Source organism: Micromonospora sp. WMMA1998 (assembly GCF_027497375.1).
In the GTDB taxonomy this organism is placed as follows: Bacteria; Actinomycetota; Actinomycetes; order Mycobacteriales; family Micromonosporaceae; genus Micromonospora; species Micromonospora sediminicola.
The window spans coordinates 768,038-783,541 of the sequence record NZ_CP114911.1 but is presented as its reverse complement, the minus strand read 5'-3'; the positions used below and the strand labels follow the sequence as shown (position 1 = coordinate 783,541).

The following is a 15,504-nucleotide window of genomic DNA, read 5'->3' as shown; positions in this document are numbered from 1 at the left end:
CGGCTAGGCTGCCGCCGTGGACGCCGCACTGCCCCCGTACGAGTTCGCCTTCCCGGGCCCGCTGCGCGACCGGCTGGTCGCCGCGGTGCTCGACGGGAGCAAGACCAGCACCACCGGGCTGCTCCAGGACTACGAGATCGAGGGCGAGCCGCTGCCGTCGGCCGGCACCCGGCACGCGGTGGTCGACTCCGCCGGGCGGCCGGTGGCCGTGATCGAACTGGTCGAGGTCCGCGTCGCCCGACTCGGCGACGTGGACCTCGACCACGCCCGCGCCGAGGGTGAGGGGTACGGGTCGGTCGGGCAGTGGCGAGCCGGCCACGAGGCGTACTGGCACGGCGCGGACTACCGGGCCTGGCTGGGCGACCCGGAATTCACGGTGGACGACGACACCCCGGCCGTGCTGGAGCGGTTCCGGTTGGTCGAGCCGCGGTGACGCGACTCAGACCGGCGTTCCGGGCGGGGACTTGAGCAGTGACGCGGCCTCCGCGAGATGACCGCCGCGCCCCGAGCGCCGGGCGGCCGCCGCCATCCGGACCAGGTCGATGTTCACCCCGGCGGCTCCGCTGGGATCGTGCACCGTCAGCCGCACGTCCAGACTGACCGCCGTCTCCCCCCAGCCCCGCGCCTCGAGGTTGAGGTGCGCGACCTTCCGGGAACCGAGGTGCGGCAGGTAGCCCAGCGGCGCCATCTCCACCCGGTCGGAGCCCAACGCGTTGAGCTTCGACTGCGTCTTGGTGTTCGCGTTCTCCACCAGGTTGCGGAAGTCCTCCGTGCCGCCGAGGTTGACCTGGTAGGAGCTGACCAGGGTCAGCCCGCGCTCCGCCAGCAGCCGCAGCAGCGCGGCGTGCACCACGGAGGTGCCGAACTGACTGGCCAGGTCGTCGCCGACCAGGGGCAGGCCGGCGGCGGCGAACCGGTCGAGCAGCTCGGGATCACGGGCGACGGGATCGGAGGTGGTGTTGACGAACGCCACCCCGGCCCGCAGGGCCGCCTCGGCGTAGGCGCGGGCGGTGGCCGGCCGGCCGCTCGGCGCCGAGTAGAGCAGGACATCGGCGCCACCCAACGCCCCGGCCACCCGCTCGACCTCCGTCGCGTCGACTAGACCCCGTTGGACCCGGACACCGGACGGCGGGAGTTCCGCGTCGAGGCGGGGGAAGTTGTTGGGTGGCGCGAAGATCGCCTCGTGCAGGTCCGTGCCGACCCGCGCCTCGGACATCGCGAACGCCGCGACGATCCCGACGTCCCCCACCCCGAATCCGGCGACCTCGGGACGGTGGACACCGACCAGGCGGCCGGTCACGCGGTGCAGGTTGATGCCCTGCACGAGGGCCGAGGTGTTGTTCCCGACACCGACCACGGCGATCTTCACCTGTTCACTCATCGCGCGAGGCTACCCGGCGCGGCAGGCCGGCGTCGGACCGTCGTCGCGCGCTCAACCCACGTCCCGGCGGACGAGGCGACCGCACCGTCGACGAGCGCGACGAGCGCGTACCCGGCCAGCACACCGGCCGCGCCGGCCGGCGGCAGGTGGGTGGCGACGTCGGCGCGACCCCGGGCGCGCGCCTACGGCTCGGGGCGCGGCGGTGCCCACCACGGCCCCGGGTCACGGGCGACGACCAGGTCCTTGTCGCCGACGGCCCGCACCGACCACCGGTCCGCCGGCCACGACAACCCCCACGACCGGGGCACCAGTTGCGCGCCGAACACGTCGAGGACGCCCCGCTCCTCGAACTCCCGCTCGTCGACGGCGGTCGGCAGCGCGCCGGGTCGGTCCTCCGGCCGGGTCCATGGCCCACCCAGGTCGAGCAGGCCCCGGGCGCGGCGCGCGAAGCCGTACCGGGACCAGGGAGCCCCGACCTCCAGGGCCTGGACGATCCGCGCGGTCGCGTCGGTCACGTCCGGCCCGAGGTGGTCGACGGCACCGGTCGCGAACACCAGATGGCCGGTCTCCGGCAAGAATTTGACCAGGCGGAACCGCCGGCCGTCGGCCACCAGGATCTGGGCGGGATGCCGCGGCGACCCGGCCAGACCGGCCGGCACCAGGTCGAGGACGAGGTCGGCGGTGGCCCGGGACCAGGGAATCGCGCCGATGCTGACCTCCACCGTGGACCAGTCGGTCACGGCGAGCCAGGACAGCGCGGCCGCGAGGCCGTCGCGCAGCCCGCGTTCCGGGGCGGGATCGACGGCGAGCCGGCACTGCACGATGTCGGCGTGCCACCAGGAGGCCGGCGGTGGCGCGTCCGGGACGGGATAGGGCACGAGGGCGCCTCCGACGCCCCGGCGGCCCAGCTCGGCGGCGATCGGTTCGAGCCGGGGGCGCAGCTCCGCGCCGTCGACGGCGCCGAGGCAGACGCCGTCCGGCGTCGGCACGACCTCGTCGATGTCCGCCGGGTCCTCCACCCCGTCCGGCGGGGCGAGGAGGGAGCGGTCCACGACGTCGCGGACCACCGGCAGCAACGCCGTCACCGGTCCCGCGTCGGCGAGCAGGATCGTGATCCCCGGCCCCTCCCGGTCGTCGTCGTACCAACGGTCCCAGACCGCCTGGTCGATCACCGTCACGGCCGCGTCCGCCCCGCGCCCGGTCGGAGCACCGGGCCGGCGTACGCGAACCGCACGGCATGCGGGGCGGCCGGGCCGGCATCGACGGACATGACGCGAGCGTAGTCGGTCCGGCACCCGGTGTGCCGCCCCGACGGCCGGCCGGCGGCCCACGGCCGGAACCTGGGCGTCGCCGGTCAGTCGCCGGCCAGCCAGGCGCGCACCTCCGCGCCGTGCGCGTCGAGCCCGGGTGGGGGCAGGTCGTAGCGGGGTGGGGTGTCCGACAGGCCGATCGGATGGCGGATCCCCGGCACCCCGCCGACCGTCACCACCGGGTTCAGCCCGAGCCCCTCGGCCAGCGCCACCCCCTTGGCGACCGAGTTGATCGGGCTGCACGGCACGCCCGCCGCGCGCAGCTCGCCGAACCACTGCGCGCTGCCCCGCCGGGACAGCGCCGCCACCAGCAGCGGACGCAGCGCGTCGCGGTGCGCGGTGCGGTCGGCGTTGCCCCGAAACCGCGGGTCGGTCGCCGGCTCCGGCACACCGAGGACCCGGCAGAGGGTACGGAACTGGCCGTCGTTGGCGGCGATCACCACCAGCTCGCCGTCGGCGGTGGGCAGCGGCTCGTACGGCACGATGCTCGGGTGCGCGTTGCCCATCCGGTGCGGCACCACTCCCCCGGCGACGTACGCGCTCGCGTGGTTGACCAGCCCGGACAGCGCCGAGGAGAGCAGGTCCACGGTGACGTGCTGAACGCGTCCGGTCGACTCCCGGTGGCGCAGCGCGGCCAGGATCCCGAGGGCCGCGTGCAGCCCGGCGATCACGTCGAAGACCGCGACGCCGGCCTTGACGGGCGGGCCGTCGGCGGCGCCGGTGAGGCTCATCAGCCCGGCGGCGGCCTGCGCCATGAGGTCGTACCCGGGCAGGTCGGCGCCCCCGGCGGCGCCGAAGCCGCTGATCGAGGCGTAGACCAGGCGGGCGTTGCGCGCGGTCGCCGTGTCGTGGTCGAGGCCGAAGCGGCGCAGCGCGCCGGGGCGGAAGTTCTGGATCAGCACGTCGGCCCGGTCGGCCAGGCGGTGCGCCAGCACCAGGTCGTCGGGGTCGGTCAGGTCGAGGACCACCGAGCGCTTGTTGCGGTTGACCGCGAGGTAGTAGGTCGAGACGTCGTCGCGCAGCGGCGGTCGCCAGTGCCGGGTGTCGTCGCCGTGCGGCGACTCCACCTTGACGACGTCCGCGCCGAGGTCGGCCAGGAGCATGGTCGCGTACGGGCCGGCCAGGACCCGGGAGAAGTCGGCGACGAGTACCCCGTGCAACGGACCCGGCATGCCGTCTCCCTTCTCGCCGGCCCACGATGGCACACCGGAAAGTGAGGGGCGAATTCAGGGGTTGCCTTTCGCACCCCCTGAGGACATTGACGTTCCTTGCCGGGCCGTCAATTCCGCGGATACGTTCTCGACAGTCGCGCTCACGCATCGACGCGAAGGAGAGCACGCGTGGACCTCACCCTGACCTTTGACAACGCGTACGCGGCGCACGCCGCGGTCGTGATGTCGACAGTCGCCGAGTCGAACCCGGGCGAGGCGCTCCGGTACTGGTTGGTCGCCGCCGAAGACGTACCGGCCGGCGCCAGGGCCACCCTCACCCGGATCGCCGGTCCGCACGCGACGGTGGAGTTCCTGCGGGTGGACGCGTCCCGGGTGAACCTGTCCAAGGGCAGCGACCCGGTGATGGCGTACCTGTCCCCGGCGATGTACCTGCGGCTGCTGGTCCCCGCGGAGCTGCCGGCCGACGTGGGCCGGGTGCTCTACCTGGACTGCGACACGCTGTGTGTGAACAGCCTGAAGCCGCTGTTCGAGGTGGACATGGGCGGCGTGCCGCTCGGCGGGGTGCGCGACCCGTTCAACCGCCGGCTGCTGGACATGGGCGGGATCCCCGGCCTGGCCGGGTACGACCATCTCGACCCGCACGGGCTCTACTTCAACTCCGGGGTGCTGCTGATCGACGTGCGGCGGTGGAAGGAGTGCGAGGTGACCGAGGTGTCGTTGGACTACCTGCGCCGACACGCGCACGAGTCCCGCTACCCGGACCAGGACGCGCTCAACTTCGCCGTGTTCGACAACTGGCTGCGCCTGCCGCACAGGTGGAACGACCTGATGGCGTGGCGGCGGGAGCCGGAGTTCGGCGGCAAGCTGAGCGACTCGGCCGTCCTGCACATGGCCGGTCCGGTCAAGCCCTGGCAGCCCGGCTTCCCCAAGGGCGCGCGGCGGGACCTCTACTGGCAGCACCGCCGGCGCAGCGGCGGCGGCCTGGGCTCGACGCTGCGCCGCTGAGCGGGTCGGCCGCACGCGACGGCCCCGCCACCTGGTCGGTGGCGGGGCCGTCTGATCGTCGTCGGGCGCCTATCCGGGGTTCGCCCCGGGCACCGCCCAGCGCAGGCCGGCCGGGTCCCGGAACACCACGCCCGCCGGCGGGCCGCCGTTGGCCGGCTCCAGCGTCGCGCCGGCGGCCAGCGCCCGCCGCACGAGCAGGTGCGGGTCGGCCGGGGTGAGCGGCAGCGGGCCGCCCGGCCCGCCCGGCTCGACCGGCGGGTCACCCCACTCGCTCACCGTCAGTCGGTGCCCGTCGACCACCAGTTCGGCGTGCAGGACCCGGCCGTCCAGCAGACACTCCCGCTGCACCGGCACGGCCTCGAAGACCTCCGCGTAGAACGCGGTCACCGTGGCCACGTCGGTCACCGTCAGGTGTGCACCGTTGCGCGGATCCCCGACGCCCATCGCGCTACCGCCTCTCGTTCACTCCGCGATACGGGTACGGCCGGTCCAGCGGAACACCGCGGGCGTGCCGTCCACGGCGCCGCCGGGATCCCGCTCGAAGTGCTCGTAGCCCCCGTAGTGCCGCACCTTGATCTTGGATTCCACCGGGGACACCCGGTGGCTGCGCAGCTCGGCCGGCAGCGTCGCCGGCCCGCCCTCCAGCACCGCCTCGACGATGCCGCTTGCCTCGGCGCCTATCTGACGGGCCGTCACCGACCCTCCGGCGGGATCGGAAGAAGCTGTCATGACACGACCTCCGTCGCTCGTCGTTCCGCCTCGCCATGCGCGCGCCGCAATTGCCGCGCGCATTCTCCGAGTGGACCGTCACCGTTTTCGACGTACGCCGGGAATTGGCGATCCGACAGTTCCGAAGACGATCCCTCGAGTCAGAACGTAATCCAGCTCACACTTCCGAAGAACCCTTAGCCACCCCCTAGCGGAGCGGCGGCGGCCCTATTCCCAGCGGAACAGGCGGGTGGCGAGCAGACAGCCCACGACGGCGGTGCCGGCCAGCACGAGCAGCTGCGACACGGCGGGCGTCTGCCCCGCCCAGGCGGCGGAGATGGTGTCCACTGTGGCGCCTAGCGGTGAGTACTCGCCGATCCGGGCCAGCACCGTGGGCATCTGGTCGCGGGGCAGCCAGGCCCCGGCCAGGAAGAGCAGCGGGAAGAACAGCGTCGGCCCGATCGACTGCGCCGCCCGCGCCGACGGGGCGAGCGCCGCGATGAGCAGGCCGATGGCGAAAAGGCAGGCGACCCCGAGCAGGAACGCCAGCACGAAGCCGGGCACGTTGGCCGGCGCCGGCTGGTCCAGCAGCAGACGGACGCCGAGCGCGGTGACCACCGCGCCGGCCACGCCCATGACCAGGTTGACCACCACCTGCGCGACGAGCAGCAGCGCCGGGCTGACCGGCGTGGTGGCCAGCCGTCGCAGCACCTTGCGCTCGCGGTAGATGCCCAACGCCATCGGCAGTGTGAACAGCGCGAGCATCCCGATGGTCAGGGACAGCGCGATGGACGGCAGGAACGTCAGCTCGCCGTGCTGCCCGGTGGCCGCCGCCGGCTGCGCCCCGCGCTGCGGCAGCCCGAAGACCAGCATCAGGCCCAGCGGCAGCGCGAAGACGAAGAACAGCGAGACCGGCTCGCGCAGGAACAGCTTGGCCTCGACGGCGACGAGCTTGGACAGGGCGTTCACGATGACCTTCCGTCGAGCGCCGGCGGGGCGCCGGCGTGACCGGTGAGGGAGACGAAGGCGTCGTCCAGGGTGGGCTGGTCGACCCGCAGGCCGGCGTAGCGGATCTTCCGCTCGGCCAACGCCGACAACACCGCCTGGAGGACCTCCTCGGGACCGGTGACGGTGACCTCGTCGCCGTCGCGGCGCACGGAGGTGACCTCGGGCAGGGCGGCGAGGACCGCGTCGTCGAGCCGGTCGACCGGGCGGAAGTGCACCCGGGTCTCGCCGTCCACCCGCGACATCAGACCGGACGGCGTGTCGATGGCGACCACCCGGCCGGCGTCGATGACCGCGAGCCGGTCGCACAGCCGCTCGGCCTCGGCCATGAAGTGGGTGACCAGCACGACCGTCACGCCCCGGTCGCGGATCCGCTCGACCAGGTCCCAGGTGTCCCGCCGGCCCTTCGGGTCCAGCCCGGTGGTCAGCTCGTCGAGGATGGCGATCTCGGGTCGGCCGACCAGCGCCAGCGCCACCGAGAGGCGTTGCTTCTGGCCGCCGGAGAGCTTGTGGAACGCCGTGTCGCGCTGCTCGGCCAGCCCCAGGTCGGCCAGCAGCTCGTCGATGTCGGCCCGGTTGCGGTAGAAGGACCGGTAGAGGTCCAGCGCCTCGCGTACCCGCAGCTTGTCGGGGAGCTGGCTCTCCTGCAACTGGGCGCCGACCCGCTGGCGCACCTCGGTGCGGTCGCGGACCGGGTCGAGGCCGAGCACCCGCACCGTGCCGCGGTCGGCGCGGCGCAGGCCCTGCACGCACTCCACGGTGGTGGTCTTCCCGGCGCCGTTGCGGCCGAGCACCCCGAAGATCTCGCCCTGCTCCACGGTGAACGAGACGTCGTCGACGGCCACCGTGTCGCCGTATCTCTTGTGCAGGTGCTCGACCTCGATGACCGGCATCTGGCGGGGTCCTCCGTCATGTGCGGGGTGCCGCCGGGCCCTTGAGGTGTCGCGGCGTCGGGTGCGGGAACGGGCCGGCCCGCCACGGCGGGTCGACGCCGCCCATCATCCGGGCAACCGAGGCCCGGTTCAACCCTTCGGCCGATGAATGGGGGGTGTCGACCGTCCACCAGGGGTGTCGGACGGTCACCCGGCGTGTCGGCCGCCGGGCGCCGACCGACGGCGCGACGGTAGGGGTGGCCCGTCCTCCGGCGGGGCGGTTACGGTCGGGCGTCCGGAGGACGGCGCCGGCCGTACCCGTCACCGGGACGACACCGGCGACCCGGCGCCGACAAGCGCGAAAGGGGCGTCCGTGCCGCTGCTGAGCTGGCTCGACGGGACCACCGACGAGCGTCCCGACGCGGTTCGGGTGGACGACCGGGCGGTGTCCTGGGTGGAGCTTCGTCGGGCGGCCGCCGCCGTCGCCGACGACCTGCGCGGCGCGCGCCGGGTCGCGGTGCCGGCCACGGCGAGCCTGGAGACCGTGGTCGGCGTGGTCGGCGGGCTGCTGGCCGGCGCGGCGGTGGTGCCGGTGCCGCCGGACGCCGGGCCGGTGGAGCGGGACCACATCCTGCGCGACTCCGGCGCCGAGGTGCTGCTGACGCCGCCGGACGCGCCCCCCGTGGACGGCGCGACCGCGCCGCCGCCGGTGCCGGTCGACCTGCGGCGGCGCTCCGACACCCGGCACACCGAGCCGGACCCGGCGGCCACCGCGCTGATCCTCTACACCAGCGGCACCACCGGCGCGCCGAAGGGCGCCGTGCTGTCCCGCCGCGCGGTGGCCGCCTGCCTGGACGGGCTCGCCGACGCCTGGGCGTGGACGCCGGACGACCTGCTGGCGCACGGCCTGCCGCTGTTCCACGTGCACGGGCTGGTGCTCGGCGTGCTGGGGCCGCTGCGCATCGGCAGCCGCCTGCACCACGTCGGTCGGCCCCGCCCCGACCGGTACGCGGCGGCGGCCGGATCGCTCTGCTTCGGCGTACCCACGATCTGGTCGCGGATCGCGGCGCAGCCCGCGGCGGCCCGGGCGCTGCGCGGCGCCCGGCTGCTGGTGTCGGGCAGCGCCGCGCTGCCCGAGCCGGTCTTCGCCGCGCTCGCCGGGTTGACCGGGCACCGGCCGGTGGAGCGGTACGGGATGACCGAGACGCTGATCACCGTGAGCGCCCGGGCGGACGGGCCCCGGCGGCCGGGCACGGTGGGCGTGCCGCTGCCGGGCGTCCGCACCCGGGTGGTCGGCGAGCACGGCGACCCGCTGCCGGCCGACGGCGCGGCGATGGGCGAACTCCAGGTACGCGGCGACACCCTCTTCGACGGCTACCTGCACCGGCCGGACGCCGACGCGGCCAGCCGCACCCCGGACGGCTGGTTCCGCACCGGCGACGTGGCCGTCGTCGCCCCCGACGGGTGGCACCGGATCGTCGGCCGGGCCGCCACCGACCTGATCAAGAGCGGCGGGTACCGGATCGGCGCGGGCGAGGTGGAGGACGCCCTGCTCGCCCACCCGGGGGTGCGCGAGGCGGCGGTGGTCGGCACGCCCCACCCGGACCTGGGTCAGCAGGTCACCGCGTACGTGGTCGGTGACGGGCTGGGCGAGGCGGAGCTGATCGACTTCGTGGCACGGCAGCTGTCCGCGCACAAGCGTCCCCGGCAGGTGCGGCTGGTCGACGCGCTGCCCCGCAACGCCATGGGCAAGGTGCAGAAGAGTCGGCTCGCGCGGGAGTGACGGGCCCGGTCAGGCGCCCGACGCCGGCACCGTGACGGCGGTGAGCACCAGCCCCCGGTCGACCAGGAACCGGCCGTCGAACGCGGTCAGCTCCGCGCCGCCGACCCGTGGACCGGGCACGAGCAGCCGGGCGGTGAACGTCCCGTCCGGGTCGACGGCGATGTCCGCCTCGGCGAAGTCCAGGAACCGCCCGGTCAGCGGGAACCAGGCCTTGTAGACGGACTCCTTCGCGCTGAACAGCAGGCGGTCCCAGCAGACCTCGGGGCGCGCGGCGCGAAGCGCGGCGGTCCGGGCGCGTTCGGCGGGCAGGGCCACCGCGTCCAGCACCCCCTCCGGCAGCGGCGCGTGCGGCTCGGCGTCCACGCCCAGGCTGCCGACAGCCCCGGCCCGGGCCAGGGCGGCGCCCCGGTAGCCGTCGCAGTGGGTCATGCTGCCGACGACGCCGGTCGGCCACCCGGGCGCGCCCCGGGCGCCGGGCAGGATCGCCGCCGGCGGTTCGCCGAGCCGGGCCAGCGCCCGGCGGGCGCAGTGCCGGACCGTGGTGAACTCCTGACGGCGCTTCGGCACCGCGTCGGCGACGGCCGGCTCCTCGTCCGGGTGCGGGCGCAGCCCGGCGGGGTCGCTGAAGCACTCCTCCACCACCACGGCCGGCGGCAGGATCCGTTCGATCACGCCAGAAGGCTAGGCGGCCGGGGTCGGCGCGGCCCGCCCGTGGCCCGTCGTTAGGGGTCGGGTACGGGGGCGGGACCGCTGCGGCGGATGAGCAACGACTTGCGCACCCGCCCCAGCGCGCTGCGCGGGAGTTCGTCGACGAAGTGGACCCGGCGCGGGCGGGCCGCCGCCGACAGCAGCCGGCCGACGTGGTCGATGAGCGCCTGCGCGGTCAACCCGGCCGCCGCGACGACGTACGCGACGACCTGTTCCCCCCGGGTGCGGTGCGCGGCGCCGACCACCGCCACGTCGTATACCCCGGGGTGGGTGAGCAGCACCTCCTCGACCTGGCGGGCGGCCACCCGCCGGTCACCGCAGCGGACCACGTCGGCGCCGCCGCGGCCGAGGACGCGGTGCCCGCCGGCCGGGTCCACCGTGGCCAGGTCCCCGGTGGGATGCCAGCCGCCGGCGGGCGGCAGGGATCCGGGCCGGTCGAGGTAGCCGCTGAAGAGCGTGGGGCTCCGGACGCTCAGCTCGCCCACCGAGTCGCCGTCGGCGGGCACCGGCCGGCCGTCGCGGGTCAGCACCCGGGTCTGCACCCCGGGCAGCGGGCGGCCGGCGGCGCCGGCCGGGCCGGTGAGCACGACCAGGGTCTCCGTGGTGCCGTATCCCTCCACGGGGCGGTGCGAGGTGAGCAGCCGCAGCCGCTCCCCCACCGCCGGGGCGAGCGGGGCGTCGCCGGAGACGAGCATGCGCGCGGCCGACAGCGTCCGGGCCCGGGACGCGTCGCGGGCGATGTGCGCCCACTGCCGGGGCACCGCGAGGTAGATGGTGCCGGCCGGGCCGGCCGCGGCGTGCCGGTCCAGGTGGACGAAGCGGCTGCCCACCCGCAGCGCGCCCAGCAGGCCGACGACCAGCCCGTACGCGCGGAACAGCGGCGCGCCCTGGACCAGGACGTCCTCGGCGCTCCACCGCCAGGCGGCGGCGAGCAGGTCGAGGTCGGCCGCGATGGCCCGGTGGGAGATGCGGACGCCGCGGGAGGGCCCGCTCACGCCTCCGGTGTAGAGGATCACCGCGTCGCTGGCCGGGCCCGGCTCGGGGTGCGTGGCCCAGGACCGCTTCCGCAGGTCCACCGGGACCACCGGCAGCTCGCCGCCGACGACGCCGCCGAGCAGCACGTCGGCGCGGGATTCCCGCAGGATCCGGCGGCGATCGTCGGCGGCGGCGTCGGGCGGCAGCGGTACCAGCGGCACACCGGCCTGCACGGCGCCCACCATCGACACCATGCACTCCAGGCTGGGCCGGGCCTCGACGGCCACCGCGCGGGCGCCCCGGATCCGGTCGGCGACCGCGTTCGCGCAGCCGAGCAGGTCCTCGGCGGAGAGGGTCCGGCCGGCAACCCGGAGCGCGTCGGAGCGGTCCGCCCCGGCCCCCCGCAGCCCGGGCAGGAGCGTCATCCGACCTGACCCCGGTGTCTCGGTGGTGGTTGGCAGATCACGCACGAACCCTTCACGTCCCGGACGCGCACGGCCCGTGGCCGCTCTCCCCGTCGGTGCGGCGGATTGCGTCCGCCGACCACGGCGGACAGTCCGAAATTAGGCGTACGGCTGGCGGCAGACAACCCCTACCACCGCCTCGGGCACCCGTCCCGGCCGGCGGCGACCGAGGGCGGACCGGCAGGTGGGAAGGCGGGCGAGCACGTCGGATGAAATCGATTCGCATTGATTGTCAGCGTCGGTGCCGCGCCGGGAAATCAGGCGTGCCGAATCGCGTTCCGGCGGTGCCCGCGCTTCGGCCGCGCACCGCCAATTGCGATTCGGGTTCCATTCTTGCGCAGTTACCGATCCGCCGGACTGCGTTTCACCCGACGACTCCACGGCGAATTTCTTCTTTAACAACAAGTTGCGCCAAAGGGCTTCCAGACGGACCGAAACGGGCAAGTGGGACGAGGGCCGGAAACTGGCCGGGCACCCGCCGGGAATCGCCCCGGGAAGCGTCGGAGCGGGCAATCCGCCAATGCGGCTGCCGGGGTGACGCCCACCCCACCCTCCCGCCCGGCGGCGGCACCCCGACAGCGGCACCGCCCGGGCCGGCCCGCTCGCCCACCCGCCCCTCCGATGGGCCTGGCCAGCCCCGGTTGAGCAGGGAGAACGCTCTCCCCGTCGGGCGGGCACGCCCACGCCGTCGCGCCCTCCCGACCACCCGGCGCCACACCTCCACTCCCCCCATTGCCGGCAAGCGCGGAAAACGTCACCAACCGGCCGGTGGCACCGTCGAGGTCACGTTCCGGATTAGTCGGATGACTTTCCGCTGTCAGGGGCGCCCGCCTGCACCCCACCGGGCGAGCCCATGTTTGCTCATCCTTTACATCCTTCGACTTGCCGCCCAATTGCCGGGCTGACATACTCCACTCCATGAATCGGGATCGATAGAGGCGGCCCGCGTCGTTCCGCCCCGAATTGCGACACCGCAGGTGGCGGCGGATTTTCGGCGCACGAGACCAGGCACGACGTTCGATGAAATCCCCGCGCCGTGCCACCGTTGTCGGTATTCGCCGATTGGAATGGGTCAAGGATTTGTGGGTCTCTGACTGTATCGGGTGTCACCGGAGACCACGGCGGGCGGCCCGCCCGCAGGCCGAGGCCGGGCGGAGGCCCGCCCGATGACGATGGCCGAACGGGACCGGCAGTTCGACGTCCTGAGCGATCGGCTCGCCGATCTGCACCGCGCCGACGGCCCCGCCGACACCTCGGACGTGATCACCGCGGTCACCGGGCCGGTGGGCGTCGGCAAGACCGCCCTCCTGCAGTCCCTCGCCCGGCGGTGCGCCGAGACCGGGGTCGCCTACCTCGGCGCCAGCGCCTCGCGCAGCGAGCGGACGGTGCCGCTGGAGGTGATCCGCCAGCTCGTGCGGCGGGCCACGTGGGACGAGACCGACCGGGAGCGGGTGGGCCGGTTGCTCGACCGCGCGGTGCTGCGGTGGGGCGAGACGACCGACGAGGAGGCGCTCGCCCCGCTCACCGCCGCCCTCGGCGGCGAACTGCTGGACCTCGCCACCCGAACCCCCACCCTGATCGCTGTCGACGACGTCCAGCACGCCGACGTGCCGTCCCTGCGCTGCCTGGACCACCTCGCCCGACGGGTCACCGGCCTGCCCGTGCTGATCGTGCTGACCGAGGCCCCGCGTACCCGGGCGTGGCACCCCACCGCGTACGCCGAACTGCTCCAGCCGGCCCGGCTGCACCGGATCCGGCTGCCCCTGCTCTCCGCGGACGGGACGTTCCGGATCCTGGCCGACCGGCTCGGGGTGCCGGCGGCGCGGCGCGTCGCCGACGAGGCGTACCGGATCAGCGGCGGCAACCCGCTGCTGGTGCACGCCCTGGCCGACGACCACCCGACCGGCGCCGACGCCCCGGTTCCCGGCGAGGCGTTCCGGGAGGCGGTGCTGAGCTGCCTCTACCGCTGCGAGCTCCTGGTGCTGAAGACCGCCCGGGTGCTCGCGGTGACCGAGGAGCCGCTGCACGGCCCGCTCCTGCCCCACCTGCTCGACCTGCCCACCGAGCCGAACCTGTCCGCGGTCGACCCGTCCACCAGCGCCGGCCTCGTCACCGCCGACGGTCTCCGGCACCCGGCGGTGCGCCGGGCGGTCCTCGACGGCATGACCGTGGAGGAACGGGCCCGCCTGCACCGGGCCGCCGCGCAGCTGCTGCACGACGACGGCGCCCCGCCGACCCGGGTGGCGCCGCACCTGCTCACCACCGACGAGCTGACCGAGCCGTGGATGGCCCAGACCCTGCTCGACGCCGGCGAACAGGCACTGACCGACGGCGACGTGGACACCGCCCGGCGGTACCTGCGCCGGGCCAACCGGGACTGCCCCGACGAGTGCCTGCGCGCGCGGATCCGCTCCGCCCTGGCCCGGGCCGAGTGGCGTCTGGACCCCCAGGCCGCCGTCCCGCACCTGAACGGCGTCGCCACCGCGGTCCGCGCCGGGCACCTGGGCAGCCGGCAGGCCGCCGGCCCGATCCAGTACCTGCTCTGGCACGGCCAGCCCGACCGGGCCGTGGAACTCATCCACCACCTCGGCGAACGCGCCGACAGCCTCGACACCCACACGGCCGTGGACCTCATGATCATTCGCGGGTGGACGGCGACCCTCTACCCGGGGGCGCCGGTCGACGCCCCCGGTTGGCCGATCCCGACCCGGGACCCGCTCGCGCTGGCCCGGGTCCGGCACCGGCTGCGCGGCGTCCTGCTGCTCCGCACCGTGCTGGAGCGCGGCGACCTCGACGCCCTGGAGGACGCCGAACGTACCCTCGCCACGCTCAGCCTGGACGACGAACCGAGCATGTGGAGCGCCGTCTGCGCGGTGATCGCCATGATCTACGCCGACCGGCTGGACCTGGCCGACGAGTGGTGCGACCGGCTGGACCGGATCGCCTCCGCCCGCCGGCACCGCACACCGCGCGCCCTGCTCACCGCGGTCGCCGCCACGGTGGCCGGTCGGCGCGGCGACCTGCACCGGGCGCGCGAGCTTTCCGACTCGGCGCTCAACCGGTTGTCGCCGAAGGGCTGGGGAGTCGCGATCGGCGCCCCCCTGGCCGTTCGACTCTGGACGCTGACCCGCCTCGAGGAGTGGGAGGAGGCGGCGGCCTGCCTGCGTACGCCGGTGCCGCCGGCGCTGTTCGAGACGCCGTTCGGGCTGCACTACCTGCACGCCCGCGGGCTGCACGCGATCGCCGCCGGCAGTCCCGAGGCGGCCCTGGCCGACTTCCAGCTGTGCGGGCAGCTGATGACGTCGTGGCGGCTCGACCTCGCGCCGCTGGTCCCCTGGCGCACCGAGTCGGCCCGGGCACTGCTGCAACTGGGCCGCCGACAGCAGGCCGAGAAGCTGGTGCGGGAGGAACTGGACCGGCTCCGCCCGACCGACCTGCGGTGGCGGGGCATCGCGCTGCGGGTGCTCGGCACCGCGTCGGAGGGGCCGGACCGGATCCGGTACCTGCGTGGTGCCGTGCGGCTGCTGCGCCAGTGCGGCGCCCGGGTGGAGTTGGCGCACGCCCTCGGCGACCTCGGCCAGGCTCAGCAGCAGGCCGGCGACCTGCGCCAGGCGCGCAGCACCTCGCGGGCCGCGCGGGACCTCGCCGAGGACTGCGGGATCCCCGCGCTGCGCCCGGCGGTCGCGGCCGGCCGGACCGCCGCGGCCGACCCGGACGCCGACACCGGGCTGCTGCTCACCGGGCTCAGTGACGCCGAGTCACGGGTGGCCGCGCTGGCCGCGCAGGGGCACACCAACCGGGAGATCGCGGAACGGATGTTCCTCACCGTCAGCGCCATCGAGCAGCGGCTGACCCGGATCTACCGCAAGCTCGACGTCCACTCCCGCAGCGAGCTGGCCGCCCGCCTCCGCTTCGACCGCTGACCCGGTCGACCGCCCGTTCCGGTCCGGCCTGCCCGACCGTCCGACCCGGACGGCCGTTCGGCATGCATGGCCGGGCCATGGTCTGATCGGATGTCCTCGATCGGCGTCACCGGCTGTCCATCATGGCGAAACATGCTCGTCACCCGGCCGGCTGACATCCCCCTTCCGGTCAGCGGCGCAACCCCTACCCGCCCGTCG

At 74.9% G+C, this 15,504-nt stretch carries 13 protein-coding genes; 4 read left to right on the top strand and 9 right to left on the bottom strand.

The features are described 5' to 3' along the window. The first annotated feature begins 16 nt into the window (after positions 1 to 16). On the top strand, positions 17 to 433 hold the full coding sequence (locus O7600_RS03035; protein WP_281592172.1) for an ASCH domain-containing protein: 417 nt from the start codon (positions 17 to 19) through the stop codon (positions 431 to 433). 6 nt (positions 434 to 439) lie between these two features. On the opposite strand, the gene O7600_RS03030 is transcribed toward O7600_RS03035, so the two are convergent. From O7600_RS03030 to O7600_RS03020, 3 genes are all read right to left on the bottom strand, one after another. Next, the gene (locus O7600_RS03030) at positions 440 to 1,381 is read right to left on the bottom strand and encodes an inositol-3-phosphate synthase (RefSeq protein WP_281592171.1); all 942 of its coding nucleotides are present in this window, start codon (positions 1,379 to 1,381) and stop codon (positions 440 to 442) included. 182 nt (positions 1,382 to 1,563) lie between these two features. Further along, a complete protein-coding gene (locus O7600_RS03025; RefSeq protein WP_281592170.1) occupies positions 1,564 to 2,559 on the bottom strand; it encodes a hypothetical protein in 996 nt (331 codons plus the stop codon). 176 nt (positions 2,560 to 2,735) lie between these two features. Further along, positions 2,736 to 3,863, bottom strand: a complete 1,128-nt coding sequence (locus tag O7600_RS03020) for a CoA transferase (protein ID WP_281592169.1) — start codon at positions 3,861 to 3,863, stop codon at positions 2,736 to 2,738. Positions 3,864 to 4,031: 168 nt separating this feature from the next. Between O7600_RS03020 and O7600_RS03015 the strand changes: the two genes are divergently transcribed. Then, positions 4,032 to 4,868: a glycosyltransferase family 8 protein gene (locus O7600_RS03015; RefSeq protein ID WP_281592168.1), complete on the top strand. Its 837-nt coding sequence runs from the start codon at positions 4,032 to 4,034 to the stop codon at positions 4,866 to 4,868. 69 nt (positions 4,869 to 4,937) lie between these two features. On the opposite strand, the gene O7600_RS03010 is transcribed toward O7600_RS03015, so the two are convergent. The 4 genes from O7600_RS03010 to O7600_RS02995 all read right to left on the bottom strand — a co-directional run bounded on the left by O7600_RS03010 (position 4,938) and on the right by O7600_RS02995 (position 7,474). After that, a complete protein-coding gene (locus tag O7600_RS03010) occupies positions 4,938 to 5,273 on the bottom strand; it encodes a VOC family protein (RefSeq protein WP_281592167.1) in 336 nt (111 codons plus the stop codon). A gap of 57 nt (positions 5,274 to 5,330) precedes the next feature. Continuing rightward, on the bottom strand, positions 5,331 to 5,564 hold the full coding sequence (locus O7600_RS03005) for a DUF5988 family protein (protein WP_253866477.1): 234 nt from the start codon (positions 5,562 to 5,564) through the stop codon (positions 5,331 to 5,333). Positions 5,565 to 5,804: 240 nt separating this feature from the next. Beyond that, a complete protein-coding gene (locus O7600_RS03000; protein ID WP_091574810.1) occupies positions 5,805 to 6,545 on the bottom strand; it encodes an ABC transporter permease in 741 nt (246 codons plus the stop codon). Beyond that, entirely contained in the window at positions 6,542 to 7,474 is a 933-nt protein-coding gene (locus O7600_RS02995; protein ID WP_099161124.1) for an ABC transporter ATP-binding protein, read from the bottom strand. The genes O7600_RS03000 and O7600_RS02995 overlap by 4 nt, the downstream gene beginning before the upstream one ends. A 352-nt stretch (positions 7,475 to 7,826) precedes the next feature. Here O7600_RS02995 and O7600_RS02990 point away from each other — a divergent pair, with 352 nt between their 5' ends. Further along, the gene (locus tag O7600_RS02990) at positions 7,827 to 9,236 is read left to right on the top strand and encodes an acyl-CoA synthetase (protein ID WP_281592166.1); all 1,410 of its coding nucleotides are present in this window, start codon (positions 7,827 to 7,829) and stop codon (positions 9,234 to 9,236) included. Between the two features lie 9 nt (positions 9,237 to 9,245). Here the strand turns inward: O7600_RS02990 and O7600_RS02985 are convergent, their stop codons facing one another. Further along, positions 9,246 to 9,908, bottom strand: a complete 663-nt coding sequence (locus tag O7600_RS02985; protein WP_281592165.1) for a 4'-phosphopantetheinyl transferase superfamily protein — start codon at positions 9,906 to 9,908, stop codon at positions 9,246 to 9,248. A gap of 50 nt (positions 9,909 to 9,958) precedes the next feature. Continuing rightward, positions 9,959 to 11,344, bottom strand: a complete 1,386-nt coding sequence (locus O7600_RS02980; RefSeq protein ID WP_281592164.1) for an AMP-binding protein — start codon at positions 11,342 to 11,344, stop codon at positions 9,959 to 9,961. A 1,205-nt stretch (positions 11,345 to 12,549) separates the two neighbouring features. On the opposite strand from O7600_RS02980, the gene O7600_RS02975 reads away from it, so the two are divergent. After that, a complete protein-coding gene (locus O7600_RS02975) occupies positions 12,550 to 15,306 on the top strand; it encodes a LuxR family transcriptional regulator (RefSeq protein ID WP_281592163.1) in 2,757 nt (918 codons plus the stop codon). Positions 15,307 to 15,504: the final 198 nt, after the last annotated feature.

Bases quoted from the DNA above. Each gene is read 5' to 3' on its own strand.
- O7600_RS03030 (WP_281592171.1), bottom strand. From the start codon at position 1,381: ATGAGTGAACAGGTGAAGATCGCCGTGGTCGGTGTCGGGAACAACACC.
- O7600_RS03020 (WP_281592169.1), bottom strand. From the start codon at position 3,863: ATGCCGGGTCCGTTGCACGGGGTACTCGTCGCCGACTTCTCCCGGGTC.
- O7600_RS02995 (WP_099161124.1), bottom strand. From the start codon at position 7,474: ATGCCGGTCATCGAGGTCGAGCACCTGCACAAGAGATACGGCGACACG.
- O7600_RS02980 (WP_281592164.1), bottom strand. From the start codon at position 11,344: ATGACGCTCCTGCCCGGGCTGCGGGGGGCCGGGGCGGACCGCTCCGAC.
- O7600_RS02975 (WP_281592163.1), top strand. From the start codon at position 12,550: ATGACGATGGCCGAACGGGACCGGCAGTTCGACGTCCTGAGCGATCGG.